General features: G+C 45.0%; 22 protein-coding genes and 1 pseudogene. 10 read left to right on the forward strand and 13 right to left on the reverse strand.

Going from position 1 to position 25086, the window contains the following annotated elements; translation table 11 throughout:
• Window positions 1-41: 41 nt before the first annotated feature.
• The 3 genes from M5J74_RS31735 to M5J74_RS31745 form a co-directional block, all read right to left on the reverse strand.
• Window positions 42-326 (reverse strand): pentapeptide repeat-containing protein, encoded by a 285-nt coding sequence (locus tag M5J74_RS31735; protein ID WP_250017705.1) that lies wholly within the window; start codon window positions 324-326, stop codon window positions 42-44.
• A 346-nt stretch (window positions 327-672) separates the two neighbouring features.
• Window positions 673-1632, reverse strand: coding sequence for an orange carotenoid-binding protein (locus tag M5J74_RS31740; protein ID WP_250017707.1), 960 nt, complete (start codon window positions 1630-1632; stop codon window positions 673-675).
• Window positions 1633-1743: 111 nt separating this feature from the next.
• Window positions 1744-2232 (reverse strand): response regulator, encoded by a 489-nt coding sequence (locus M5J74_RS31745; protein WP_250017709.1) that lies wholly within the window; start codon window positions 2230-2232, stop codon window positions 1744-1746.
• 608 nt (window positions 2233-2840) lie between these two features.
• Here M5J74_RS31745 and M5J74_RS31750 point away from each other — a divergent pair.
• Window positions 2841-3035 (forward strand): hypothetical protein, encoded by a 195-nt coding sequence (locus tag M5J74_RS31750; protein ID WP_250017711.1) that lies wholly within the window; start codon window positions 2841-2843, stop codon window positions 3033-3035.
• Between the two features lie 37 nt (window positions 3036-3072).
• Window positions 3073-4611 (forward strand): PRC-barrel domain-containing protein, encoded by a 1539-nt coding sequence (locus tag M5J74_RS31755; RefSeq protein WP_250017712.1) that lies wholly within the window; start codon window positions 3073-3075, stop codon window positions 4609-4611.
• On the opposite strand, the gene ftsH4 is transcribed toward M5J74_RS31755, so the two are convergent.
• A complete protein-coding gene (gene ftsH4 / locus M5J74_RS31760; protein WP_250017714.1) occupies window positions 4608-6464 on the reverse strand; it encodes an ATP-dependent zinc metalloprotease FtsH4 in 1857 nt (618 codons plus the stop codon). The genes M5J74_RS31755 and ftsH4 overlap by 4 nt on opposite strands.
• Before the next feature lie 106 nt (window positions 6465-6570).
• Window positions 6571-6909: a 2Fe-2S iron-sulfur cluster-binding protein gene (locus M5J74_RS31765; RefSeq protein ID WP_250017716.1), complete on the reverse strand. Its 339-nt coding sequence runs from the start codon at window positions 6907-6909 to the stop codon at window positions 6571-6573.
• Window positions 6910-7096: 187 nt separating this feature from the next.
• On the opposite strand from M5J74_RS31765, the gene M5J74_RS31770 reads away from it, so the two are divergent.
• On the forward strand, window positions 7097-8128 hold the full coding sequence (locus M5J74_RS31770; RefSeq protein WP_250013510.1) for an IS630 family transposase: 1032 nt from the start codon (window positions 7097-7099) through the stop codon (window positions 8126-8128).
• 13 nt (window positions 8129-8141) lie between these two features.
• Here M5J74_RS31770 and M5J74_RS31775 read toward each other — a convergent pair whose 3' ends face one another.
• From M5J74_RS31775 to M5J74_RS31805, 7 genes are all read right to left on the reverse strand, one after another.
• Window positions 8142-8585, reverse strand: a complete 444-nt coding sequence (locus M5J74_RS31775; RefSeq protein WP_250017717.1) for a methyltransferase — start codon at window positions 8583-8585, stop codon at window positions 8142-8144.
• Between the two features lie 389 nt (window positions 8586-8974).
• Window positions 8975-9319, reverse strand: coding sequence for a hypothetical protein (locus tag M5J74_RS31780; RefSeq protein ID WP_250017718.1), 345 nt, complete (start codon window positions 9317-9319; stop codon window positions 8975-8977).
• 39 nt (window positions 9320-9358) lie between these two features.
• Window positions 9359-9736 (reverse strand): rhodanese-like domain-containing protein, encoded by a 378-nt coding sequence (locus M5J74_RS31785; RefSeq protein WP_250017719.1) that lies wholly within the window; start codon window positions 9734-9736, stop codon window positions 9359-9361.
• Window positions 9737-9907: 171 nt separating this feature from the next.
• Window positions 9908-10087: a chlorophyll a/b-binding protein gene (locus M5J74_RS31790; protein WP_250017720.1), complete on the reverse strand. Its 180-nt coding sequence runs from the start codon at window positions 10085-10087 to the stop codon at window positions 9908-9910.
• Between the two features lie 49 nt (window positions 10088-10136).
• Window positions 10137-10349 (reverse strand): NblA/ycf18 family protein, encoded by a 213-nt coding sequence (locus M5J74_RS31795; protein WP_250017721.1) that lies wholly within the window; start codon window positions 10347-10349, stop codon window positions 10137-10139.
• Window positions 10350-10808: 459 nt separating this feature from the next.
• Window positions 10809-11660 carry an acyl-CoA desaturase gene (locus M5J74_RS31800; protein ID WP_250017722.1) on the reverse strand — a complete coding sequence of 284 codons (852 nt, stop codon included), beginning with the start codon at window positions 11658-11660 and terminating at the stop codon, window positions 10809-10811.
• A 465-nt stretch (window positions 11661-12125) separates the two neighbouring features.
• Entirely contained in the window at window positions 12126-13715 is a 1590-nt protein-coding gene (locus M5J74_RS31805) for a B12-binding domain-containing radical SAM protein (protein ID WP_250017723.1), read from the reverse strand.
• 833 nt (window positions 13716-14548) lie between these two features.
• Here M5J74_RS31805 and M5J74_RS31810 point away from each other — a divergent pair.
• The 6 genes from M5J74_RS31810 (at window position 14549) to M5J74_RS31835 (ending at window position 21193) form a co-directional block, all read left to right on the forward strand.
• A complete protein-coding gene (locus M5J74_RS31810; RefSeq protein WP_250017724.1) occupies window positions 14549-14962 on the forward strand; it encodes a fasciclin domain-containing protein in 414 nt (137 codons plus the stop codon).
• Between the two features lie 192 nt (window positions 14963-15154).
• Window positions 15155-15769, forward strand: a complete 615-nt coding sequence (locus tag M5J74_RS31815; protein WP_250017725.1) for a hypothetical protein — start codon at window positions 15155-15157, stop codon at window positions 15767-15769.
• Window positions 15770-16102: 333 nt separating this feature from the next.
• Window positions 16103-18418 (forward strand): NACHT domain-containing NTPase, encoded by a 2316-nt coding sequence (locus tag M5J74_RS31820; RefSeq protein WP_250017726.1) that lies wholly within the window; start codon window positions 16103-16105, stop codon window positions 18416-18418.
• Between the two features lie 354 nt (window positions 18419-18772).
• On the forward strand, window positions 18773-20089 hold the full coding sequence (locus M5J74_RS31825) for an IS701 family transposase (RefSeq protein ID WP_250015617.1): 1317 nt from the start codon (window positions 18773-18775) through the stop codon (window positions 20087-20089).
• Between the two features lie 106 nt (window positions 20090-20195).
• Window positions 20196-20690 (forward strand): helix-turn-helix domain-containing protein, encoded by a 495-nt coding sequence (locus M5J74_RS31830; protein WP_250017728.1) that lies wholly within the window; start codon window positions 20196-20198, stop codon window positions 20688-20690.
• Between the two features lie 38 nt (window positions 20691-20728).
• Window positions 20729-21193: an IS630 family transposase gene (locus tag M5J74_RS31835; RefSeq protein WP_250017730.1), complete on the forward strand. Its 465-nt coding sequence runs from the start codon at window positions 20729-20731 to the stop codon at window positions 21191-21193.
• Between the two features lie 66 nt (window positions 21194-21259).
• Here the strand turns inward: M5J74_RS31835 and M5J74_RS31840 are convergent, their stop codons facing one another.
• Window positions 21260-21886, reverse strand: coding sequence for a recombinase family protein (locus M5J74_RS31840; protein ID WP_015155286.1), 627 nt, complete (start codon window positions 21884-21886; stop codon window positions 21260-21262).
• A 138-nt stretch (window positions 21887-22024) separates the two neighbouring features.
• Between M5J74_RS31840 and M5J74_RS31845 the strand changes: the two are divergent.
• Window positions 22025-24978, forward strand: a pseudogene (locus tag M5J74_RS31845) (Tn3 family transposase).
• Window positions 24979-25086 lie beyond the last annotated feature (108 nt).

Raw genomic sequence — 25086 nt, forward strand, 5'->3', positions numbered from 1 at the left:
AAAAATCCATGTTCTAACCGAAACATGGATTTTTTCAACTTTTAACCAAAATAGTTAGCAGACTCTAACAAATCGTTGTGCATACTCCCATTAGGCATTTTTGCCCCTTTTAAATTAGTCTTGTTTAAGTTTGCCCCTTTCAAGCTAGCCCAGTTAAGATTAGTATTGCTTAAATCTGCGCCACTCAAATCTGAATTGCGTAAGCTTGTTCCAGTCAAATCTGCACCGCTTAAGTTTGCTTTGATTAAGCTTATTCCTCGTAGGTCTAACTGCCTAAAATCTCTTTCTCCGGCTGCATATCGTCTTAAAACTTCATTGGCATCCATATCGGCTGCCTCACAATGATTAGCGTTGTCGCTGCGTATATCTTAATTATAGCTTACAATTCGTTGATTTAACATCGACTAGCTGACAAAAACCTTGAATTTGTGTTTTTTTTATTTAAAAACATTCTTTGATATAGGATTTTATTTTTAGCCATGTTCTTCTTTACTAATTAGATAATTTCACTCATAGGAAATCACGCTAGAAAAGGTAGGATTGCCGATTAATCCCCCTTTCCTCACTAATGTTCGGAGCGAACTATCTTTAATTGTCAGTTGGCAAACGATTTCTAACAGAATTACCTGTAGCTGTTCTAGAAGAATTTCCTTTGGTCAACCTCAGAAAATTCTACTTTACAAGACCCAAATTCAGCAGTTCTTGGGGAGAGGCAAGCACGTCGATTGCTACAAAGAAAATCTTGCCTTGACGATTGATTAAGAACCGCCATGCTAGGTTGATACCAACACTGTCACCAGCCCACGGAGTTTGCACTTTACCCATCACTTTAATCTGGGTGAATCCTCTTTCCCCTGGCTCAGAGATTCCCCGCTCAGGTATTAGCTTGAGTCCGTAGCATTCTTCACGCATAAACGCAAGGATGGACTCTTGACCTACAATCGGTTCCTCGAAAGGTGGTTGCAAAGCGCCGTCTTCAGCAAATAAAGCCACAGCCGCCTCAAAGTCAAAGGCATTCATATTTTCCATGTAGCTTAGAACTGTAGAGTTGTTGATACCCTCAATGACAATCTTAGTTCGGGGTGCGAGATCTTTAGGTGGAACCACAGGTTCTTCAACTTTTTGAGTTGCAGTCGTTGGAGAATGCCCCATGTTAACGACAATATCCCGTAGTACTGTGAGTTGCTGACCCCCTTCAAGTTGACGGATGGTTTGGAGCACATTTGATGCCTTCGCAGACAGTTTATAGCCTTCTGGAATCGGAGCAACAATTCCCTGTTTCATCCACTCGCCTAACTGATACCAGAAGCCCAACTTGACATTCATGCCGAAATATGAGTAGGTACGGCAAATGGGGGTATCAGTATGGTTAATCAGATCGCACATCACTTGCGTTTGCTCTGCAGCAGGTATCTGCTCGATCTGAGCCAGGGTCTTTTCTGCAAACATCATATTAGCAACCTGCATCGCAGCGGGAGTAATTGTAACTCCCATCTCGGTGTAAGCAAACCATAATAAAGCTAACCGATCCTCAGCACTGAGTTGTTCGAATGATTCAACTATAGTTGGAACCGCACTAGCAACTTGAGTGTCAGGAAAAATGGAGCGTGCAGACTCGATAGTATACGGCATAATTGAATTCTCCAAAATGAAATTACATTAATTTGTTGGTGATGATTTATTGGTGATGTTTCAAAATGCGATGCCTACTTGGAAATGTCTGATATTGCTGCTTTGCAAAACTTAGCTCGCCACTTCCAAGGTATTACCCAAAATCCGTTGAGCGATCGCATATGAGGACTGTTGGCAAATTGCTAAACAGGTCAGCACAGCAACGAACTCATCAAAACGCAGGGGTTTGGTGAACCATAGGTCAAACCCAGCACGGAAGGCGCGTTGACGCATTTTTTCAGTGGCATAGGTTGTCACGGCAATAGCTAGCACCGTTTCCCCTCGCTCTTGCGTGAATGTTCTCACTCGGCGAATTAAGGCAAAGCCATCCTCCTCTGGCAAGGCAATTTCACTCACGATCACATCCGGTTGCCATTGCCCAAATATTTCCAGAGCTTGCTGAGCTAAAGCTGCCGCTTGCACCTCCACGCCATAGGGTTGCAGCATCTGCTTCATCAAAACGCAGGAATCGGCATGATTGTCTACAACGAGTACTCGCAGCCCTTGGAGAGATGGGGAATGAGTAGGAAATACATCGGAAAATACATCGTTTGAATACATCCGCACCTCCAATCGGGATTTCAGACGTAGCTAGTGCTAAAAATCCTTCAGTACTCCCGTAAAGGAGTTAACTAGGTAGAGATGGTTTAGCATCACCTGTTTAATAGCATGACAGGGTAGTGTTTCATTTCTAGGGTTATTTGATTAACTACGACATAAAAGTTAAGGAAAGTGTCAAAATTCTTTTGATTGGTACTGGCACAACAGAGAAGTTGTATGGCTTATACAATAGCTGTTTTCTGTTACATGAGATACACAGATCTCTAGGGGTGATTTCTCTGTAAGCCTACTACGAATGTATTGCGTGTCTAATGAGAATCGCTATAAAAACATTCAAACTTTTACACTAATTCTGCAAGTACGTTAACCAATTTTCAATTTTACCACTAAAAATAACAATATATCTTCTCAAGGTAGACACTAGATTCTGAATATCAATACTACAATAGAAGTATCTTTAGAAATACGATACTTCAAGAGTATTTATTTTATAAGAATAGGCTCAGTAATAGTACAGATTTAGATAGATTCTTGTTACATAACTTAGCTGGACTTACTGAGTTCATCTAGCAAGATTAGCAATAGAAATAGCAATAAAAAGAGGAAAAATGCCTAGACTTGTAGGGCAGCGTTCTCATAATAGAGCAAATATCACTGTTTTAATCCTTCTTGTCGCGATCGTTGGGATACTCCTCGAATACTTTGGTGCGATCGATATCGTGCCTGGTTTTGGTCGAGAAGGACGCTACTTTCAGCTTCCAGGTCAGCCAAGCAACGAACAGGGCGCTGGTCAAATCAATTAACAAAAACTGCTAATAAAAACTGCGAGGAATCGATCGAATGCGTAAAGGTAGTGATGTTATCGGTAAGGTAGTTGTCACCTATGACACGGGTAAAAAAATTGAGCGGATTATAGATTTGATTTTTGACCGAAAACAAAATCGACTTTTGGGTTTTCTGGTTGAAGAAAAGGGACTGTTTCGGGATGCAAAAGCAATTCCCTTGCAAGAAGTGCAAGCGATCGGCTTAGATGCAATTGTGGTTCGCTCGAAGGAATCTATTATTGGGGCACATCGCGTTCCCGCGATCGCAGAGATTTTGCGCCATAATATCGTGCTTAGAGGAACGAGAATTCTCACCACCGAGGGACTCGACCTCGGCGGATTGGTCGATTTGTTCTTCGACGAGCATAGCGGACTAGTGGAAGGATACGAAGTCTCTGGAGGTATGTTTGCTGATGCTTATTCGGGGCGATCGTTTGTTCCCGCGCCTAAAGCTCTGAAAATTGGTTGCGATGTCGCCTTCGTGCCTCCCGAAACTGCTCAAATGATGCAAGAACAAGTCGGTGGTATCCGAGGAGCCGTCCGAGCAACAGGAGTTAGATTGCAAGACTCGGCTGAAATTGCCAACCGCAGACTGCAAGCAGCCGCTCACAACGCTAACCAGCAATTGCAAGCCGTAACCGATGACACTAGCAGTAAACTGCAAAATCTCAATCGAGATGCAGTTGCTTCGCTGATGAACAATTTAGTTGACTCTGGAACGCAAAAGGTAGACATCATTGGTAAGCATGTTAAACGGGATGTGCTGACTCCAGACGGTAGCGTACTGCTACTCCAGGGAGAGGAAGTCATGCTAGCCGATGTCGAAGCCGCCGATCGCCTGGGCATTCTTCACGAACTCGATCGAGCAACAGATGACAGATGGAGTGCAAACGCCAGCCGTCATCTTCAAATCGCCACGGAATCTACTAGCAATCGAATTCAGAGTAGTGCCTCCAACCTGCTTCACTCGGTTAATGGATTGGCTGCAAGCGTAGTAATCGAGCAGGCAAAAGGTCGACGAATTCTACAAACGGTACGTGCTAATGATGGTCTAATTATTGCGGCATCTGGGCAGATTGTGACTGAATCCGTCCTTGCTCGTACCCAAACCTACAATAAAGAGGCAGAATTACTAAATGCCGTAGGACTGTCTCTAACAACTGCCGTCCGCTCTAACACTAGTGACACGTGGTTAGAAACCAAAGTTCAAATGCGCGATCGCGCCAGCATCGCCCAAGCGAATCTCCACACTTTCTGGCAAACTTTGCAAGCAAAGGTAAAAGATTTACAAGGACGCAGCACGCAGGCGATCGGAAAGCAACGGCTGGAAAAAGCACTGGGTCGTCCAGTCACTCGTGTTATCCTTGACGCTGAGGACAACGTGATTCTCAATGTGGGCGAACTGATTACGCACCGCGCTATGCGTCAGGCTGAGTCAAGTGGATCTCTGAATATCTTACTGAATTCGGTTTACACCAAGGAACCAGAAATCTCTGGTAAGGAGTTGCGGGCTTCAGAACGCGGTATGGCTGCCTTGGAGTATCAACTGCATTAGGTTGCAACTCGAACCTGACTCAGCAAGCTGTGTAGTTTCTCACCCTCGATCGCTTCTGTATCTAGAAGTTGAGTCGCGATCGTCTCTAGTAAGTCTCGGTTGTGCTTGAGCGTATCCAAGGCTTGATGATGCGCTGTTTCCACAATTTCTTTCACCTCGCGATCGATTTCCCGTGCCGTTTCCTCGCTCATAGTGCGGCGGGGATTGGCTGCACCGTCGCCCAAGAACATCGCTTGCTGTCCCTGTTGGTAAGCCTGCGGTCCTAAAGTTTTGCTCATTCCGTAGGTCGTTACCATCCGCTCTGCGAGATCGGTCGCCCGTTGCAAATCGTTGGATGCCCCAGTGGTGATGCTGCCAAACACAATCTCTTCTGCCGATCGCCCACCGAGCAAGGTAGCAATCTGACCTCGAAGTTCTGCTTCGTCCATCAGGAATCGATCTTCCGTTGGCAGTTGTAGCGTGTAACCCAGTGCTGCCATCCCGCGAGAGACGATCGAGATTTTTTCGACCCGACCGCCCCCTGGCATCAGAGAACCGACTAGTGCATGACCGACTTCGTGGTAAGCCACAATTTTCTTTTCTTTGTCGTTGAGAACGCGGCTTTTCTTTTCCAGACCAGCTACCACCCGCTCGATCGCTTCGGTAAAGTCTGCCTGTGCCACCATTTCTCGTTGATTGCGGGCTGCTAATAGAGCCGCTTCATTCACTAGGTTTGCCAAGTCTGCCCCAGCAAAACCAGGGGTACGAGTCGCGATCGCCTTGAGATTTACATCCTTGCCTAGCTTCACTTTCTGAGCGTGAATTTTGAGAATTGCTTCTCGTCCCGATAGCTCAGGGCGATCGACCAAAACTTGACGATCGAATCGACCAGGACGCAGGAGAGCAGGGTCTAAGACTTCTGGACGATTGGTTGCCGCTAGAACAATTACGGTGGCATCGCCAACCGCAAACCCATCCATTTCTGCTAGCAATTGGTTAAGCGTCTGTTCTCGCTCGTCATTACCACCATAGAACCCACCACTGCTGCGAGACTTACCGATCGCATCTAACTCATCAATAAATACGATGCAGGGAGCTTGTTTCTTTGCTTGCACAAATAGATCGCGCACCCGCGAGGAACCGACACCAACAAATAGTTCTACAAACTCAGAGCCAGAGATACTGAAGAACGGCACTCCTGCTTCCCCTGCTACCGCTTTCGCCAGCAGCGTTTTACCAGTCCCTGGCGGACCCACTAACAGCACTCCTTTGGGAATCCGCGCTCCAATTTGGGTATAGCGCCCTGGAGACTTGAGGAATTCTACAATTTCAACCAATTCAGTCTTGGCTTCCTCGACTCCAGCCACATCGGCAAAAGTCGTTTTGTCAGATTCTCCCTCTACATAAACTTTGGCTTTGCTCTTACCAATCGAGAGTACACCTTGGGGTCCGCCACTACCCCGTCTGACAAAAAACTGCCAAATGGCGACAAAAATTAGGGGTGGAATCACCCAGCTTAAAAGATTACCGATCCAGCCATTCTTGGGCGGCGGGGCAGCAGCAAACTCAACGCCTTTCTCTTCTAGCAACTTGGGTAAGCCCAAATCGAAGATGGGAGTTGTGGAAAATACGGGTCCAACCTGGTCATCAGTGGTTTTCAACTGAAACCGAATCTGGTTTTGACCAATTTGAGCGCGATCGACTTCCCCTGTCTCTACCTGATGGATAAACAGACTATAGGGGACAGCAGGAATTTGGGGACCGAAGAAACTAGGCAAAATCAAATTTGCAATCAGGAACACGCCTGCCAATGTCAGCAAAATGCTGCCAATTTGGCGAGAACGAGGTGGAGTAGGTTGTTGTTTAATTGGCATTGCGATTGTTTATTATTTAAAAAGCTTTAGTTGTATAGGTGTGGAAAACAGCTAAATATATTTTGCTGTCAATCCGCATACCTATTCTCGATTTGGACGAACCGAACTAACCCTTGGGTGTCCAGACAGCTTGAGTTCCCTGCCCCCAAGAGCCTTCAAATTTTGTCACTTTGACATCCCCTAAAACCTGAGTTTGGCAAGCGAGTCGGCGGTTCTGCGTCAGAGCATGGGGAGGCAGCGATCGGCGAGTGGTTTCGCGCCATTCGGGTTCTGAAACAGCTCCTTCTACCTGGACGGCACAAGTGCCACAAGTGCCAAGTCCGTGACAGTTGAGCGTTGAAGTAGCCCCGTTGTAGAGTTCTATCCCATTCTGGAGCAGTACCTGACGTAAATTAGCTCCTTGAGGGCATTCAAAGCTTTTTCCTTGAGCGGTTACTTTAGGCATAAAAGTCATTCTCCATTGGTAGGATTTAGATATTTATTTCGAGTGTAAATTCGCGATTTCCGAGCGAGTATGACGCGAAAAACAAAGTATGAATCCCTTTGGCTTGATACCCCGATCTGGGTAGTCTTTTACTAACCAGAGCAGAGATTAGTTAACATGGTAGGTGTAGACACGTCCGGAGTCAGTGATGAAACTCAAAGACGCTCGTCATATGTCAGCTTCTGCCCAAGAAGCGCTAAGGTATCGAGTCGTGAATGCGATTGAAAATGGCATGAGTAAATCAGAGGCATCGCGTGTATTTCAGGTGTCGCGCACGGCAATACATCATTGGACAAAAGCTACAGCGACAGAGGGAGCAAAAGCATTAAAAGCAAAAAAGCGTGGTCCACGCTCTAGCTCGCGGTTGCTACCTCATCAAGCAGCAACGGCAGTCAGGCTAATTGAGCAGAAGTGTCCGGATCAATTAGGATTGCCCTTCTATTTGTGGACGCGCGAAGCGGTGCAACAGTTTCTGGCAAAGCGATTTGAGCTATCAGTGTCAGTGTGGACAGTTGGACGTTATTTGAAAAAATGGAGCTTTACGCCACAAAAACCACTGCGACGTGCCTATGAGCAAGACCCTTTGGCGGTTCAGCGATGGCTAGAGACTGAATATCCCCAAATTTGTCGAGATGCTCACCGCGAGGGAGCCGAAATTCATTGGGGTGACGAGATGGGAGTGTGTTCTGACTATCAAGCCGGACGTAGTTATGGGCGTTCTGGACAAACACCTATTGTATCGGCTACAGGCAAACGGTTTCGCTGTAATTTAATCTCAACTATTACCAATCGTGGCAAGTTATGCTTCAAAGTGTTTACACAACGCTTTGACACTACAGTCATGCTCGATTTTCTGCGTCGTTTGGTTCGTCATAGCGCCCAGAAGGTATTTTTGATTGTCGATGGTCATCCAGTGCATCGTTCTCGTGCAGTGCATAAATGGCTAGAAAAACACTCCGACCGCATCCGCATGTTTTTCTTACCTGCTTACAGTCCCGAATTAAACCCTGATGAGTTACTCAACCACGATATTAAAGCCAATGCTGTCGGACGGCAACGCGCCAAAAACAAAACCGAGATGATTGGCAACATCCGCAGCTATTTACGTAGTACACAACGTTTCCCTCACGTTGTGCAAAACTTCTTCCACGAGAAACATGTTGCTTACGCAGCTGCCTAAACTGTTCACTATTCTATGCTCTGGTTAGTAAGTCAGTCCAAGAGTGCATATATCCGAGACGTTCCATTTCTCTGGCAAATGCACGGTGCGCTCCGCGTCCAGGATCGACGATGATGACATCCACTTGACTACTAGAGTGGCGATCGATCAATGAGGATATCAGCTTTATATGTTGATGTTCGTATAAGACATCACTGCCTATTATGAGGTCAAACTTGCCCAAGCTCAGATTTGCAGTGTTCCAATCTCCGGTTTTAAAGCGTATTGGAGCTAAAGAGTTGAGAATCGTATTTTCCAGCAGAAAAGGCTGAGCAAGAGGATGGTAGTCGCTAGCAGTAATGTCTCCGCCGAGTTGTTTAACCACGATGCTAGGTAGACCAATACCGCAACCAATTTCAAGAATACGTCTTCCTTCAAGTGGCTCTTGGAGCATTACCCTAGCCAAAATCTTACTCATGGACCATATCTGTCCAAATAGGGACCACATAGCTGAGGATATTCCGAGCCGCAGAGCTTCCTCATTTGGATCTGAAAACTGTTGGAGATCGAGTAAGCTTTGAATTGTGTACTCTACGCCACCAATGCAAATCGTCTCGAATTTTACTTTGTAGTGATGTCTTGAGATGAGGGATGGCTCCAAGGATTAGTTAGATTTAACTATGTCGTCGAGTTCTATGCCATTCTGGAGCAGCACAGCCACGTAAATTAGCTCCTTGAGGGCATACGGTAAAGGGCAGTGTTGCAGATGTGTCGGTCAATCTGGAAAAGTATTTGCTCCTTCCTACCGCGATCGGCATCAGCAACAGCTTTAGATTATTACCCTAGATGCGCCTACAACTACAAGTTCTAGCTCTGAGCTGTGAAACCTTTGTGATTCAGGCAGTTGCCCAACTCAACTTCGGCTTGACTTAGTTTGGGGTTAGCTTTGAGGTTGAAAGCTCGCTCCAGCTGATCGTTGCCCATTTCGTCCCAGGCACGCTTGAGGCTGGGCTGGCTGAGTTGCTTGGGTAAGCAGCTAATGAGAGCGTTTAGACGCTCACCACCTTGGGCGGGAGCTGCGATCGAGGCAAGAGGATTGGGCATGGCTAGTGCTGAGTTGAAGGGAAGCCCTGGCAGCCAGATTAAGCCAGCCAGCAATCCTGTGAGGAGCGTACGACGCAGTAAATTAAGAAATTGGTTAAAGGTAAACACTGTCAAATTCCCTCTTCCTAAGCGAGCTGATTTTTGAAATTACGTGAGAGCGGCAGAGAACCCTTCTGTTGGATAGCCGATTGCTTTCCAGGCTGCTAGACCATCTAACAGTTCAGCAACGTTCTCATAACCCGCTGCACGCAGATTGGATGCTGCTTCAGCGGTTTGCTCGTTCGTCTCTCCGTAAACATAAATGTCGCGGATGAGTTCAAGGTGAGCGATCGCACGGGCAACTAGTTCGTTCATGGGTATCGAAACAGCTCCCATGATGTGAGTAGCGTTGAAGGCATGGCGATCTCTGACATCAACAATCGTTAAGGCTGGTTCGCCCCAATCGAGTCGCTCTTTAAGGCTGGCAACGCTGGACTTATCCTCGATTGGTTTAGGAATGGGAATGAATTTAGATAGAATATTCATGTTTCACCTTTGGTATACTACCAACAGCAGTCGATCTGAGGCAGTGTAAAACAGTTGACCGAAAACTACGGTTTTACTGATTTCTCTAAATAGCCTATTTGTAAGTGAGGCTGACCTAGCCGACGGCAAAGGCGCGATCGCGGTCAGCGTCACAGCAGGACAACTGCTAACCTATAGAAGATTCCAGAAGTGAAGAAAGCCTTGACCGGAAAACATCTCAATTAAGACGGCGGACATAAAACCAATCATTGCCAAACGACCGTTCCAAATTTCAGACTGGGGTGTAAATCCCCAAAGCCAGGCATTGCGATTTTTGAGCGAAGGAGAGGTAAGATTTGTGTTAGCAGACATAGTTAATACTCCAATTTTTGGTAGCGATTTACTTGGTGATGTAAAGTCATCACTGATTCTTAGTTTTCAGCGAATCAAAATCTCGATCTAGCTTCCAATCCTTTTTCAGGAGTTCTTGATACGTCGTTTCCTGAATCATCATGTGCTTGTATTGCACGAGCAAGAACTCTTGAGCTTGTTCGCGTGACATTTGCTGCACTTGGTCGGCAAAATTTCTCAGGCTAAATTCCTGCTCTAAAGTTAATTCGATAGTTTGAGCCATAGCTGCCTCCTGTACCCAATTTAGGGTGAAAACTGTCAGCCGATGTTGCATTAATTAGCTGGAAATCTAAATCTGAAACTAATCGACTCGCAGTGTTAACATCTCGCCAAAAGCAAAGGCAGTTAACCCAATTGGCGTAGCGATCGCGACAGTAAAGACATCTTGGAAAGCATCACAACATTGCTCTCCATATATGGGGTACTCGGATAGGAAATCGACTCTTGAATCGTGTAGGTATCGAACGCGCCTTTGCGATCGGGGCGTACAGAGCTAGCTCTCCTACTTTTCGCCTCACACAGTCAATGTAACATACTATTTACAAATTTAGATACCTTGCGCTGATTGTGATATTATTTTTATCTTTGCCAATAATTATGCACCGATCGCGTAGAAGTATGTTAAACCTTGACGTTAAAGGCTGACTTCCGATCGAGGATACTTTGTAAATAGAGCGTGAGACTAATCGTAGATTTTTTGAGGAGGAGTTTTTAAATCCCATACAATTCCCAGCCATGAAAGTAGCTTCAGGATGTAATGGGTAATATCTATTTCCCACCAGTAAAAACCTTGTCGTTCTGAAGCAGGATAGTAATGATGGTTGTTATGCCACCCTTCACCTAAAGTAATCAGCGCTAAAAGTAAGTTATTGCGACTACTATCTACTGTATTGAAACGACGAGTACCAAAGACATGAGCTAGAGAATTAATCGTAAAAGTTGAGTGATAAAGCAGCAAAGTACTTAATAAAAAACCCCATACAAGCATCTGCAAGCCAGTTGTTTCGATCTGAGGTATGTAATGCTGTAACAACAGTCCAATCGCGGTTACTGCGATCGCCAGGATTACAGGAATGATGACTGGAAAGCGATTCAAGTACCTTAATTCTGGGTATCGAGCAAAATCTCGAATATTCTGCTCGTTAGTTTTAGAATACTTAGGACACATAATCCAGCCGATATGCGACCACCAGATGCCGTCGATCGTAGGAGAATGAATATCCTGTTGTGTATCTGCATGGCGGTGGTGATGGCGGTGATGCGCCGCCCACCATAGGGGATCTAACTGCGCTGAAGAATTGCCCAGAACAGCAAGAATAAATTGAAACCAACGCGATGTTTTATAAGTGCGATGTGAGAAATAACGGTGATATCCGGCTGTGATGCCAAACATTCGCACAAACCAGAGAATGAAACAGGTGATTAGAGCAGTCCAACTAAAACCTGCCCAAAAAATTAGTAGGCAACCAAGGTGAATCAAGATAAAGGGAATATTGGCTATAATATCTATCTGATATTTTTGTTTTGATAGCATGTGTGAGGTTATATTGTGGCGAAGAGCCAAAATGAAGTAAAATAAGCTTGCAGTGTTTGATTTTGTTGCAAAAATTTAAAAATCGGACGATACCGCAATTTCATTTATTATTTATTATTCAAAGTCATTCAAAGCCTAGAACTAAGCATTCCTTGAATTTTCGCAGAATAAAACTCTCAAACTTAACTGGAGTTTCCAGGATAATGAATGTTTGAGTTAATTTCATTACCTTAATCATTAGTGTAGATCTCTTAAATTTGTCTAACTTCGACCGAGCGACTGATTAGTAGCGCGGAGAAAATTATACACATATAGGTATAGGTTTTAATCAAACAGGTTAAAAATGTTTGATTTTTTGATTCAGCGCGATCGCCTGTGGCAAACAGTCCATTTAGCTAGAACGAGAGATAGGTTAGCCGATGCCTAATATTTTTAATCGGTTCGGATGACTGCTAAACTGACTAATTACCTAGTTGTAGAGCTTGATACGAGCTTTCCTTGGCTCAGCTCTATCGTTGGAGCAGTTGACTTCTGGGTAAGTTGCGCTTCAATTTCGCCACGCACGATTTCTCGATAGTGGAAGAAATGCTCGCCTAGAGCGCAATTGCTCAGATAAGAGACAAATACTTTGGGACGATGCTGGATAATTGCAATTAACTGTCGCCAAAATTGGAAGCGTGTTTTGCGTTTGAAACCCTGTTTCCAGAAGATCGATAACACTGCTCGCAGCTCGATCGGTTCCAGCATTCGGAATGGGACTTGATGAGGAGTAGGCTTGAGTTGCATATAATGCCGATAAACTCGTGACAAGTAACGGCTCGGCTCGTACAATTCCCAAAAACAACTGAGGTACTCGCGGGCTAACTCTTCTACAGGACGGGTTGGCACAAAGTTAGTCAGTGCCATTTGATGCCCTTGCGTCTCTTGCATTGCCTCCAGCAACCGACCTTCCGTTTGGAGTCGTTTCCATAAAGCCGTATTGGGGAGAGCTTGTAGCATCCCGAACATCGCTTTATGAATCGCTGTCGCTTCTACGAAATCAATGATGCGTTGACCCGCACCCGATCTTTCACCATCGAAGCCCAAGATAAAGCCAGCCATGACGCTCAAACCCGCCTGATTAATTTTTTGGACGGATTCAATTAAGGAATCGCGAGTATTTTGAAATTTCTGCGTCAGAGCTAGGGAATCGGTGTCTGGTGTTTCAATACCGATAAAAACAGCACCGAAATTAGCATCGATCATCAAATCTAGCAATTCACGATCTTGTGCTAAATCGATAGAAGCTTCAGTCGCGAGGCGAAACGGGTAACGGTGCGCTGCCATCCAGGGACCGAGTTCGCGCAATAACAGCTTGACATTGCGCTTGTTGCCAATAAAGTTATCATCCACCATAAAAACAGAACGCCGCCAGCCAAGATCGTAAAGAGCTTGCAATTCAGCTAGCAACTGCGTTGGTGTTTTCGTGCGGGGCTTGCGTCCATAAAGGACAATGATATCGCAGAATTCGCACTGGAACGGACATCCCCGTGAAAACTGTACCGACATCTCGTTATAGGCGCTCAGATCCAGCAGGTCGTAGCGTGGAATCGGCGTATTGGTGACATCTGGCTTCTCGCCTTCAGCTCGAAAGATACCGGAGGTTTTGCCTTGCGCGATCGCACTGACTAATAGATGCAGGGTAATCTCGCCTTCATCTAAAACTAGAAAATCTGCTCCTGCTTCCTTTGCTGGTTCTGGAACTGAGGTAACGTAAGGTCCACCCACAGCTACTAATTTGCCTCGTTGCTTTGCCTGAAAGATTAAATGCAACATATCTGGCTTCTGGACGATCATGCCGGAAATAATCACAAGTTCTGCCCAATCCCAGTCTGCTTCAGTCTCGCATCGGACGTTGCGGTCTACCAAGCGGAACTCCCACTCTTGGGGCAGGATAGCTGCGACGGTGATGAGTCCTAAAGGAGGCATTGAAACTTTACGCCCAATCAGTTCTAGAGCTTTGTCAAAAGACCAGAACGATGGGGGGAAGAGTGGATGAAGGAGTAAAACTCGCATTTTAAATGGTAATTAGTAGTGTAATGAAAATGGGAATTTAAACAGAGGCATTGTTCTACAGAGGGCGATCGCTCGCACTCACGTAACAACTGGGGTGTTGGATGGGTCGAAGCAAAGGTTTTGCTTCTGCACGATGACAGGGTGTTGTTTGATTTCTTTAATGAATTGCTTGATTACGTTACAAAAGTTTAAAAAAATCTCTATCCGCGCTCAAAAATAGCTATTGTCGAGCTGGATAGCGAAATAAAACATACAATCGGCAAGATTGCGATCGCAATTACCAGTTGTCAAGCTAAAAAGTCCTAAAAACAGTTTTGTCAAATTTTTGCAATTTGGATAAATACCCCAAAACATATTGATTTAGGTCAAAATAAAAATAACCTCTATTGGGGAATAAGTATGCCAGAGCAGAAAAAAGGTAATAAAGAAGCTAAAAAGCCAAAAGCAAAATCTGATGGCGCTAAAAAGCAAAAAAAAGACCCCAAGAGACATGATGGAATAGCATGATCGAATAGGAGATAATTAGTCTTAGTTTTTCCGCCTTTACTTGACTACCCAGGTATACCCCCGATTTTTGGATCGGGGGCTAGTTTTTAGGTGCTAAAGCTGTCACGCCATACCTTGTCCTCTTGCTCCTATGCGATAATTTAACCCAGCATCCCTTGAGAAAATAACCCCAGAATTTAATCTAGCCGCTTGAGATTTTTAGCAGAAAATATACAATTTATACACTATTCAAACATTGCTGAAACACGATTTCTAACACTAGGGTGTGATACTAGTTTTTGTTAGCAGAATACTGTTAGCAAATTGCACAAAACCAGGTGAATTACATGGCTGATATTGTTGATACTGCCGTCAAGGCTGGTTCTTTTAACACGCTGGTTGCTGCTGTCAAGGCTGCTGGTCTGGTAGATACTCTCAAAGGTGCTGGTCCGTACACTCTATTTGCACCTAACGATGAGGCGTTCGCCAAGCTTCCAGCAGGCACAGTAGACGCATTACTGAAAGACATTCCCAAACTCAAGAAAATCTTGACTTATCATGTTGTTTCCGGCAAGGTAATGGCGGCTGACGTGGCTAAGATGAAGTCAGCTAAAACGGTTGAAGGTTCAGATGTAAAAATTGATGCTTCCAAAGGCGTTAAGGTGAACGATGCCACAGTCTCAACAGCAGATGTTGCGGCTGATAACGGTGTGATCCATGTCATCGATACAGTATTGATGCCTGCATTAACACCTGCTTAAGTCTGGGATGACAACAAAGTCAAGCGCTCCGACTAAGTAAAGGCTCGACTACTCTGATGGCATTTACTTCAACGGCGTAAATGTTTTGGAACCCGTGTAGTTGAGATTCCCCAACCCCCTAAAAAAGGGGGCTTTCTCGTTTCCTCCTTTAATTAACATCTTTAGGGGAGAACATTTGTCAGGAGATATGGTGTGCAGAATAAGATAAAAGCTCTACAGCAGGAATTCACCGCAGGCAATTGTACCAAAGCCGCAGAACTGGCACAGAATTGGCGATCGCGCCTAGTTTTAGACTGTCCAAAACAAGCTGCTGCAACGAGAGAGAGTATTGTTTGCTGGCTCGTAGGAGAGGATTTAGAGCGGTTTGAGATGCTCGACTCTGCTCAGCTAGAAATTATCCGGCAAGAATTGGCATACCGCTACCGCCTTTTGCAGCAGAGATATCTAGATCGATCGCCACAGCAAGCTTATTACAATTTAATGACTCGCTTCACTAGTTTAGTCGTGTTGCAGAAAATCTGCGATCGAGTTTTCTTCTGCCGCGATCGCGAAGCGCTGCCCCCAAAGCGAGATCGCATCTTGACCGCAGTGGATGTGCTACAAGCAGCGATCCAGGAATTACTGCAAAGCGATCGCTACATGCAGCAGCAAATCGCTTGGATTACTCAATGCACCAACGATCCTAGGTTGCGGAATGCCCTGCTTTTAGCCAATCTGGAAGAGTATTGTTTACAACCAATCGATCGTCAACCATCGATCGTTTATCTGTTTGTCAACTATATATATTGTGCTTCTATAGTGGTGTGAAGCAGCTGTCTAAAGGTAGCGTTTGATTTTATTACAAAACTTATAAATACTCCCAGATGCCTCGCCACACCGCAAGCTGGGGAAGCAGATGCCGAGCTATTGCAAGCTGGAAATCTAGCGTCTGCCTGCTTTTCGAGCAGACGAATTTGCTCGGAAATCGCAGTAGGAAACGCTTTTAGCTGTCGATTGACTGACCGATTGAAGTGTAACTCCTGCGATTTTGTATAACTTAGTCGCAGGAAAATGCTGATAGCATAGAAAAGAGTATAAGATTTTGCTTATTAACATAAGTTTAAGATTTTTGGCAATGGTAATTTATCCAAGCTCTTTTTTATGGCAAAACGATCGCTGCAAGCGTCACTTACGGGAATTCAACAGGCTAAAAGAGCGTTTGCCCTGAAGGGATGGACTCAGGAAAATCTGGCGGGAGAAATTAACTTAAAGACTCGCCAACCGATTTGGCGGTTTTTCACTGGTCGTCCGGTCGATCGCTACATTTTTCTGGAAGTTTGTTCTGTATTAGAGTTGAATTGGCGGGAGATCGCGATCGATCCGCCAGCAGAATTCTCCGATCCTGGAGCCATCGCAGCAGCCCAACTTCTAGATATTGATGTTTTGGTGCAACAGGTGCGATCGCAACGCCGAGACAAAATTCAAGACCAGTGCGGGACGTTGCAGCTATTGGATACCAGCCGTCTGGTTGGCATAGACGACATTTACATTGATGTGAATATTTTAGAAGAGATTGCCAGCGATCGGTGGTTAGAAATCGCTGACTTGCAAAGCTTGACCTCAAAAGAATTTGACCGCTTTGGTTTGGGTGAGGTGTCCCAAAAACAAATCGCCGGTACGAAAGCAGTCGAAACCGATTCTAAGCTCAGGGTGTTGGGTAAACCAGGCTCGGGTAAAACTACTTTTTTGCAACATCTGGCAATCCAGTGCGATCGTGGCGAGTTTGCAGCAAACCGAGTGCCAATTTTTATCACCTTGAGAGATTTTGCCGACGAGCTTGTAGAGGCAGACGATTTCAGCTTATTAAACTACATCCAGGCAGAATTTCTCACGTCTGAAATTTCCACCCCGTCCGTTCTAGAAACCCTGCTGCGTCAGGGCAGAGTGTTGCTGTTGCTGGATGGACTGGATGAAGTACTCGATCGCGATCGCAACGTCGTTTTAAAGGAAATCCGCCGCTTTTCTGAGAAATATCAAAAGAACCTGTTTGTCGCCACCTGCCGAACTACAGCTAAAACATTCAAGCTTAGGGGCTTCAGGGATGTCGAAATTGCCCCGTTTACCCAAGACCAAATTGCCGCCTTTGCTCTGAAATGGTTTGCGGCATTTACGCAGACGAATCCCCAAGATGAGCTGGAACGGTCAGTTCAGTTCATTCAGAAACTAGACTTGCCCGAAAACTTCCAATTCCGCCAACTCGCAGTCACTCCCTTATTTTTGCACCTTGCCTGCTGGGTGTTCCATCGCCAAGAAAAATTCCCCACCAAACGAGCCGAGTTTTATAAGCAATGTCTAGACCTACTCTTGGTCAAATGGGATGAAGCTAGGGGCATTCAGCGAGATCGAGTTTACCGAGAGTTTTTATTGCCACAAAAGCTCAGGCTGCTAAGTCAGATTGCAGCGGTGACTTTTGAGCAGGGGGATTACTTCTTTAAGCAACGTGCGATCGAGCGACACATTAGCAACTATATTCGCGATCTACCGAATGCTTCCACCCAACCAGAGGAATTGCAACTTGATAGTGAAGTCGTACTCAAGGCGATCGAACTGCAACACGGATTATTGGCAGAACGAGCGCGGGGAATTTTCTCCTTTTCCTATTTAGCGTTTCAAGAATACTTCACCGCCAGAAAAATCGTTGCCAGTCATAATTTACAAGCATTAGAGCAAGCCCTAGAACGTCTGGTGAGTCACATTACAGAACCCCGTTGGCGCGAAATCTTTTTGTTGACGGCTGCCATGCTGCGGAGTGCAGACTCTCTGGTGCAGTTGATGAAGCAACAAATTGATGCGTTAGTTGCCCAAGATCCCTATCTCCAAGAATTTTTAACCTGGGCAAGCCAAAAATCCCTGGTTCTACCCCAACCATCGCTAGCTGCAACTCGTGCGTTTTACCTTGCCCTGACCCAGACTCCTCACCTTGCGCCTCACTTTGCCCTGAGCTGTACCCTCGACCAGGGTATGTTTCTGGATGTAGCGTTGGATAACCTGATGTTGGAGTGTGCCATTGACTCCAGCTCGGATTTTGCCCATGCCCATGCCCTCAGTAATGCTTTAAGCAATGCCCTGGCAATTGTGCTGGATGTTGGGTTACATCAATCTCTGCAACAACTCAAAGACCAACTCCCCGATCCCCAGCAGGATCGAGAAAGGTTTCAGGCATGGTGGTCAACGCACCATCTAGCTTGGGTTGAGCGCTTAAGAGCGGCGATTGCCCTGCATCGAAATATTCAGCATCACTGGCACTTTAGCCCCCAGCAACAGCAAACATTGCAACGCTATTATGATGCCAATCAGTTGCTGATCGATTGCCTTAATAGCAACTGTGAAGTCACAGTTGCAGTGCGCCAGGAGATTGAAGCTGCCTTGTTATTACCGCAGAAAGAACTTGAAGAGAGAGAATGGCAAAAGTTCTGAGTATTAATCTGGGTTAGGTTCTATCAGGATTTCAGGGAGTTTCCAGAGAACTAAAGTGTTTCCAGGCAGAGTATTTTAGCTTCTTTCCCTACATCATTTCCCCAATACACTAATCGAGCTATTTTCATTTTTTAGTGGTAGAAAGAAAATTGTAATTAAAAAAACAGTATATGCTGATACGCCAATTCCATAAGAAAACTGCTCGAACGCATTTACAAAATAAACCCAAGTAAGACTTGGTTTAGTATTGTCAACTTAACCCTATTTTGTCACTCTCGCAGTGGTATAATCCCTCTTCTGTTGCTTTGGCAGGATTAAAATAGAGAAAGAAGTGATAGAAGCTAAGCTGTGACTATGGTTGAGCGTAGAGAGCCAGTATCAACGGTAGCCTTTATTGATGAATACTGCCAAACTTACCGAAATCTTTTCCCAGATGTCAGAAATTTTGAAGCCTTTAAGTTTCTACATTTAGGCGTAATTTCTGAAATTAACCGAAAATCTTTACCAGCACTTGCTCGGATTGTTGGGCTGTCTGATGGGCAAGAATTACATCATTTCTTGCGAGATACACCTTGGGATGTGAAAGGATTGCGAGAACTGCGATTGCAGATAATTAAAGCATCAGTTGGGGATGAACCAATCGTACTATGTATAGATGAAACAGGGGATGAAAAAAAGGGTAAAGCAACAGATTACGTCGCCAAACAATACATTGGTAACTTGGGCAGAACAGCGAATGGTATTGTTTCGGTTAACGCTTACGCAATAGTTGATAATATCACTTATCCATTGAGTTTTAAAATCTTCAAACCACGTCACCGACTCAAAGAAGGAGATGTCTATAAAACTAAACCACAGTTAGCAGAAGAAATTATTCGAGAACTTTTAGCATTTGGATTTAAATTTCACCTAGTTCTAGCCGATAGTTTGTATGGCGAGAGTGGGAATGTGATTGGAGTTTTAAAAGAGCTAAAGTTAAATTTTATTGTGGCGATTCGCAGTAATCATGGAGTCCTAATTGCGCCAGGACAGCGCGTGCGCTACAACAGTTGGCGCGCCTACCAGCAGAACTTATCTCACCGTCAACCAGAAAGACGCTATATTCGGGAAATTATTTTTGGCAAGCGGCGCACGGTTCGCTACTATGAAATCACTAAAAGCGATACGAAGAATCCCAAATCAGACACCTGGTTTATTATGACTAACTTACCTGGCAACATTCAGCTTGTTGTCGGCAACCTCTACAGCTTGAGAAATTGGATTGAGTATGGTTTTAAACAGGTAAAAAATGAATTGGGTTGGGCGGATTTTCGCTTAACAGATTATGCTAGCATCGAGCGGTGGTGGGAAATAGTTTTTAGTGCCTATTTGCTGATTAGCTTGCAGGCTGAAGCTTTCAAAGACGAAGCAGCTAGAAGCAGCTTATATCTGAATTCTAGATTGTTAGAACTGACTGAATTTAAACGGCATCCCTACTGGGAGTCAGGCACTAATTGGAAGAGTGCTTTAAATAACTTAAGACTAATTATTCAGCCCCACATCTTTTGGTGTTTAATTGAGCCGTGGTTGAGGCTATTTCCGATTCCTGGAATGAAACGAAGCTTTTTCAAATTGATAAAAATTATGAATGGTTTTCGAGCTGTTCCTATCGAGTATGCTGTGGCAAGTTAGATGTCTCTTTTATTTTACTCCGCTTGTAGTAACAGAAGAGGGGTTATACCAATTTAATATGAAGGAGCATAGAATATCAGGAGGAAATCAAGCATGAGTGAGAGCTATGAGCCGCCAATTCAAAATTGAGATTGCCGAGAGCGAAGCAGATCTGAAGAAACGACTGCAACATGCTCGCGAAGCGATCGACAAAGAGAAACTCCAGATGCTTTGGTGGCTGAAAAGCGGACAAATCACTCAGCAACAGGAGATTGGTCAACGACTGGGGCGAGATACTTCAACCGTCAGTAGGTGGCTCCAGAAATATCGCCGTGGCGGACTGAAGGAATTGCTGCAAATCAACAAAGCACCTGGCGCACAGCGAAAACTGAGTGATGCGGTGCTGGCGGATTTGCAACAGCAGTTGAACCGTCCTGAAGGCTTCAGTAGTTATGGAGCGATCGTGGAGTGGTTGCAACTCAAACATGGGTTAAGCGTTGAATATGGCACAGTTTACCATTGGGTTCACTATCGTCTGGGTGCCAAGCTCAAAGCGCCACGTCCTGTGAGTTACCAGCAAGATGAGGAGGTGGTTGAAGCCTTTAAAAAAACCTTGGTGTAGTCCTGCTGACATTAGAGAGTCTGCTGGCTCAGGGGAAAGTGATTCATTACCTGTGTCAGGATGAAACACGAGTGGGACTGAAGACCCAGCAGGGCAAGGTGATTACTGGCAAGGGTGTGAAGCCCAAGGTGGAGGTGCAATGGGGGCGAGAGAATTTCTGGATTTATGGAGCGATTGCGCCTTTGAGCGGGGCACATTTTTTACACGAGTACCCCAAGCTCAATGGACAATATTTTCAGGAGTTTTTAGATTGGCTCTCCGAGCAACTTGGGGAAGATTGGGCGATTTTACAGCTCGACCAAGCTCCAGCTCACATAGCAGCAGCGATCCACTGGCCAGAGAACATTATTCCTTTGGCTCAACCAGCTCACTCTCCTGAACTCAACCCAATTGAGCGGTTTTGGCAATCGCTCAAACAACCCCTCAAAAATCAGTGTTTCCCTTCACTTCAAGCGTTACGGGAATGCGTTCAAGAACTGTTCGATCAACTCACATTGGGGTAAAAGTAGCGAAGAGAGAATTTGCCGCCATGCTTTGGCTGAAACGATTAGTGGATAAGGATTTCAGATTTATTTCTCCGAGGATGATTTCTTTGGTGACTGTCTGTGGCGTTTGACAATATCATTGACAGTTGTCTTGCTGAGGTTGAGTTTGTCGGCAATTTTGCGGTAAGAATACCCGTCATTAACCATCTGCAAAACTTTGGGTGCCAACTTATCTGCTTTCACACGTTGTCCTGGTTGCCTGCCAAACTTTTGACCTCGCGCTTTAGCCGCCGCTACCCCCGAACGCACCCTTTCTCGCAGCAAATCTCGTTCAAATTCAGCCAAAGATGCCATAAGATGGGCGATTAACCTGCCTTGTGGTGTATTCAGATCGAATTGCAATCCGGTTTGAGCAATTAAGGAAATATGCCAACTATGGAGTGACTGCAACGTCTCAATCAGGTCAATGGTGCTACGTCCCCACCGGGTCATCTCTGTCACCAAAATCGCATCAATGCTATGACTTTGCGCTAACGCCATAATCTTTTGTCGCTCACAGCGGTTGTGTTTAATTCCAGAGGCTGTTTCCTTCCAAACACCAACCACCTCAAAGCCACAAACAGCAGCATACTCTAATAAGTCCCGTTCTTGCCGCGTACAGGACTGGTCAGTTGTAGAAACCCGACAATAAATGGCAACTCTTTGTACCAATTAAACCCTCTGAATTTTTTCGGTCTCAAACCTGTACTGCGCCGTTCAAATTTAGTGTACCAAATAACTTACACTTTAGCTGATACGATAATTAGATAAACTTTTGTTTCATATGGCTAGAGTGAGGAGCGGTAAGAATTGAAACGTCAATGGGATGCAGAAGAACTGGTAGAAAATTTTACCCTCCTGCCATCCGAAATGGCACTGCTGTTAAACAAAAGTGAGGAAAATCGCCTAGGCTTTGCTGTGCTACTGAAATTCTTCCAGATGGAAGCAAAATTCCCCCGCACCAAACAGGAAGTTCCCAAACAGATTGTTTCTTACATTGCGAGACTTCTCTCCGTTTCGCCAAAACAATATGCTGAATACTCGTTTAATGGACGCACTATTGAACGTCATCGTGCTGAAATCCGGGAGTTCTTTGGTTTTCGAGAATTTAACCCACAAGACAAAAAAGAACTGATTGTTTGGTTGTGTGAATTTGTTTTAGCATACGACCGTCAAGTCTCCTCATTAGAAGCAGCAGTGTATCAACGTTTACGGGAGTTAAAGTTAGAACCACCAATACCCGAAGCAGTGGAACGGCTGATTCGGTCTGCGAGCGTCACTACAGAAAAAGAATTCTGTGCTGGCATCTTCAAGCAAATTGAATCAGGAACGCTGACCAAAATGGATGCCCTTCTCAATACTCAAGATGCTCTAGATGATGACCAGAGCCAATTTAAACAGTCGGTCTTCAATTTCCTCAAAACAGACCCCGGTCGTACCAGTCTCAAGAGTATCTTCAAAGAAGTCTCCAAACTTGAATGTATCCGGGATTTGGGACTACCAACCAAACTGTTTGCTCATGTTCCCCCCAAAATTATTACTCACTACCGTCGGCGGGCAAGTGCAGAGACACCCCGCGAACTGCGTCGTCATCCGGCGAAAATTCGCTACACATTGGTTGCCGCTTTCTGTTGGCAACGCAACCAGGAGATTACCGACAGTTTGGTGGAGTTGCTCATTCAAATTATCCACCGCATTTATGTTAATGCCGAACGGCGGGTGGATCAACAACTCATTGAGGAATTTAAACGGGTGGATGGTAAGCCACGCTTGTTATTTGAAATTGCTCAAGCTTCACTCGAACGTCCTGAAGAACCTGTTAAGGATGTTGTTTACCCAGTAGTTGGCCCGAAAACACTACAAGCAGTAGTCAAAGAATATAAATCTAACAGTCCTACATATGAGGAAAAAGTTTACACAGTGATGCGTTCATCATATCTGCATCACTATCGGCGCATGGTTCCTCAACTGCTATCCACACTGGAGTTTCGCTCTAACAACGATATGCACCGCCCAGTAATTTCTGCTTTGTCATTGCTTAGAAGATACCAAGACAGCAATCAGCGATACTATGCAATCGGTGAGGAATTGTTCATCAATGGTGTTCTCTCCAAGGAGCAACGCCACCTGATTTTAGAAGAGGACAAGGATGGGCAGGAACGGGTAAATCGAGTCAATTATGAAATATGCGTGCTACAGGCACTACGAGATAAGCTGCGCTCGAAGGAAATTTGGGTAGTTGGGGCTAAACGCTACTGTAACCCAGAAGAAGACTTGCCCCAAGACTTTGAAGTACATCGAGAAACCTACTACAAGGCTTTAGGACAACCATTAGACGCGCTCACTTTTATCAGCCAACTCCAACAGGAAATGACCCAGGCTTTAACAATGCTGGATAGAGCAATGCCAAGCAATACTAAAGTCAAGATTCAAAAGAAGAAAAATGGCTGGATTAGCGTTGCTCCTCTAGAAGCACAGCCAGAACCACTCAATATCTTGCAACTTAAGCGTGAGATAGAAAGACGCTGGCCCCTTACCAGTTTGCTGGATATGTTGAAAGAAGCTGACTTGCGGATTGGTTTTACTAATCATTTCAAGAATACGGGTGTGCGCTCTAACCTAGACCGAGAAACCCTGCAACGACGACTATTGTTATGTTTGTATGGATTGGGTAGCAATACCGGACTCAAGCGTATGTGTGGGGGAATTAATAGTGACTTAGAGTACGACCTGCGTTATGTCAAAAAGCACTACATTCACCGAGAACACTTGCGTAATGCTATTGCAGAAGTTGTAAATGCTGCTTTTAATGTTCGTAAGGTAGCAATTTGGGGAGAAGGTACAACAGCGTGTGCTAGTGATTCCAAAAAGTTTGGCTCGTGGGATCAAAATTTGATGACAGAATGGCACATCCGCTACGGAGGTCGGGGGTGATGATCTATTGGCACGTTGAGAAAAAATCTGCCTGCATCTACTCTCAACTTAAGACTTGTTCCTCCAGTGAGGTGGCAGCAATGATTGAAGGCCTCTTACGTCATTGCACTGATATGAAGGTAAAGAAAAACTATGTAGACACTCACGGTCAAAATGAAATTGCCTTTGGCTTCTGCCGTTTACTGGGCTTTGAGTTGATGCCTCGGATCAAGCGCATCGGCTCCCAAAAGTTATATCTACCAAGTGCTGGGCAAAAACAAGATTTTCCTAACTTGCAACTTGTACTTACTAAAGCAATTGATTGGGAACTGATCGCAACTCAGTATGACCAGATGATTAAATACACTACTGCTTTACGTTTGGGAACGGCGGAAGCAGACACGATTTTGAAACGTTTTAGCCGTTCTTCTCCTCAACATCCGACACAAAAAGCACTTTCTGAGCTAGGGAGAGCGGTTAAAACCATCTTTCTCTGTCACTACCTCAACTCTGAAGCATTACGGCGTGAGATTAATGAAGGGCTGAATGTGGTGGAAAACTGGAATAGTGCTAATGGTTTTATTTTTTATGGCAAAAACAGTGAAATTGCTAGCAACCGCCTGGATGAACAAGAATTATCGGTTTTGTGCTTGCACCTGCTGCAAATCAGCCTTGTTTACATCAATACCCTGATGATTCAAAGGGTTTTGGCAGAAGCTAATTGGATGAAGCAGATGAGAAAAGAAGATTTCCGGGCGTTATCACCGTTGATTTGGGTACATGTTAACCCTTACGGCACTTTTCGACTGGATATGAACGAGCGATTACAAATTGATGCTGTGCTTCCTTGAGTTTTTTTCTGAAACCTAATCTGGGTAAGTTTTTCAGCCGTTGCGTGGCGGCAAATTAGCTCTTCGCTACTTTTACCCCATCTTAGGTAGAGCAGATTCCCTCATCCC

It is taken from the genome of Chroococcidiopsis sp. CCNUC1, from assembly GCF_023546805.1.
Classification (GTDB): domain Bacteria; phylum Cyanobacteriota; class Cyanobacteriia; order Cyanobacteriales; family Chroococcidiopsidaceae; genus Chroococcidiopsis; species Chroococcidiopsis thermalis.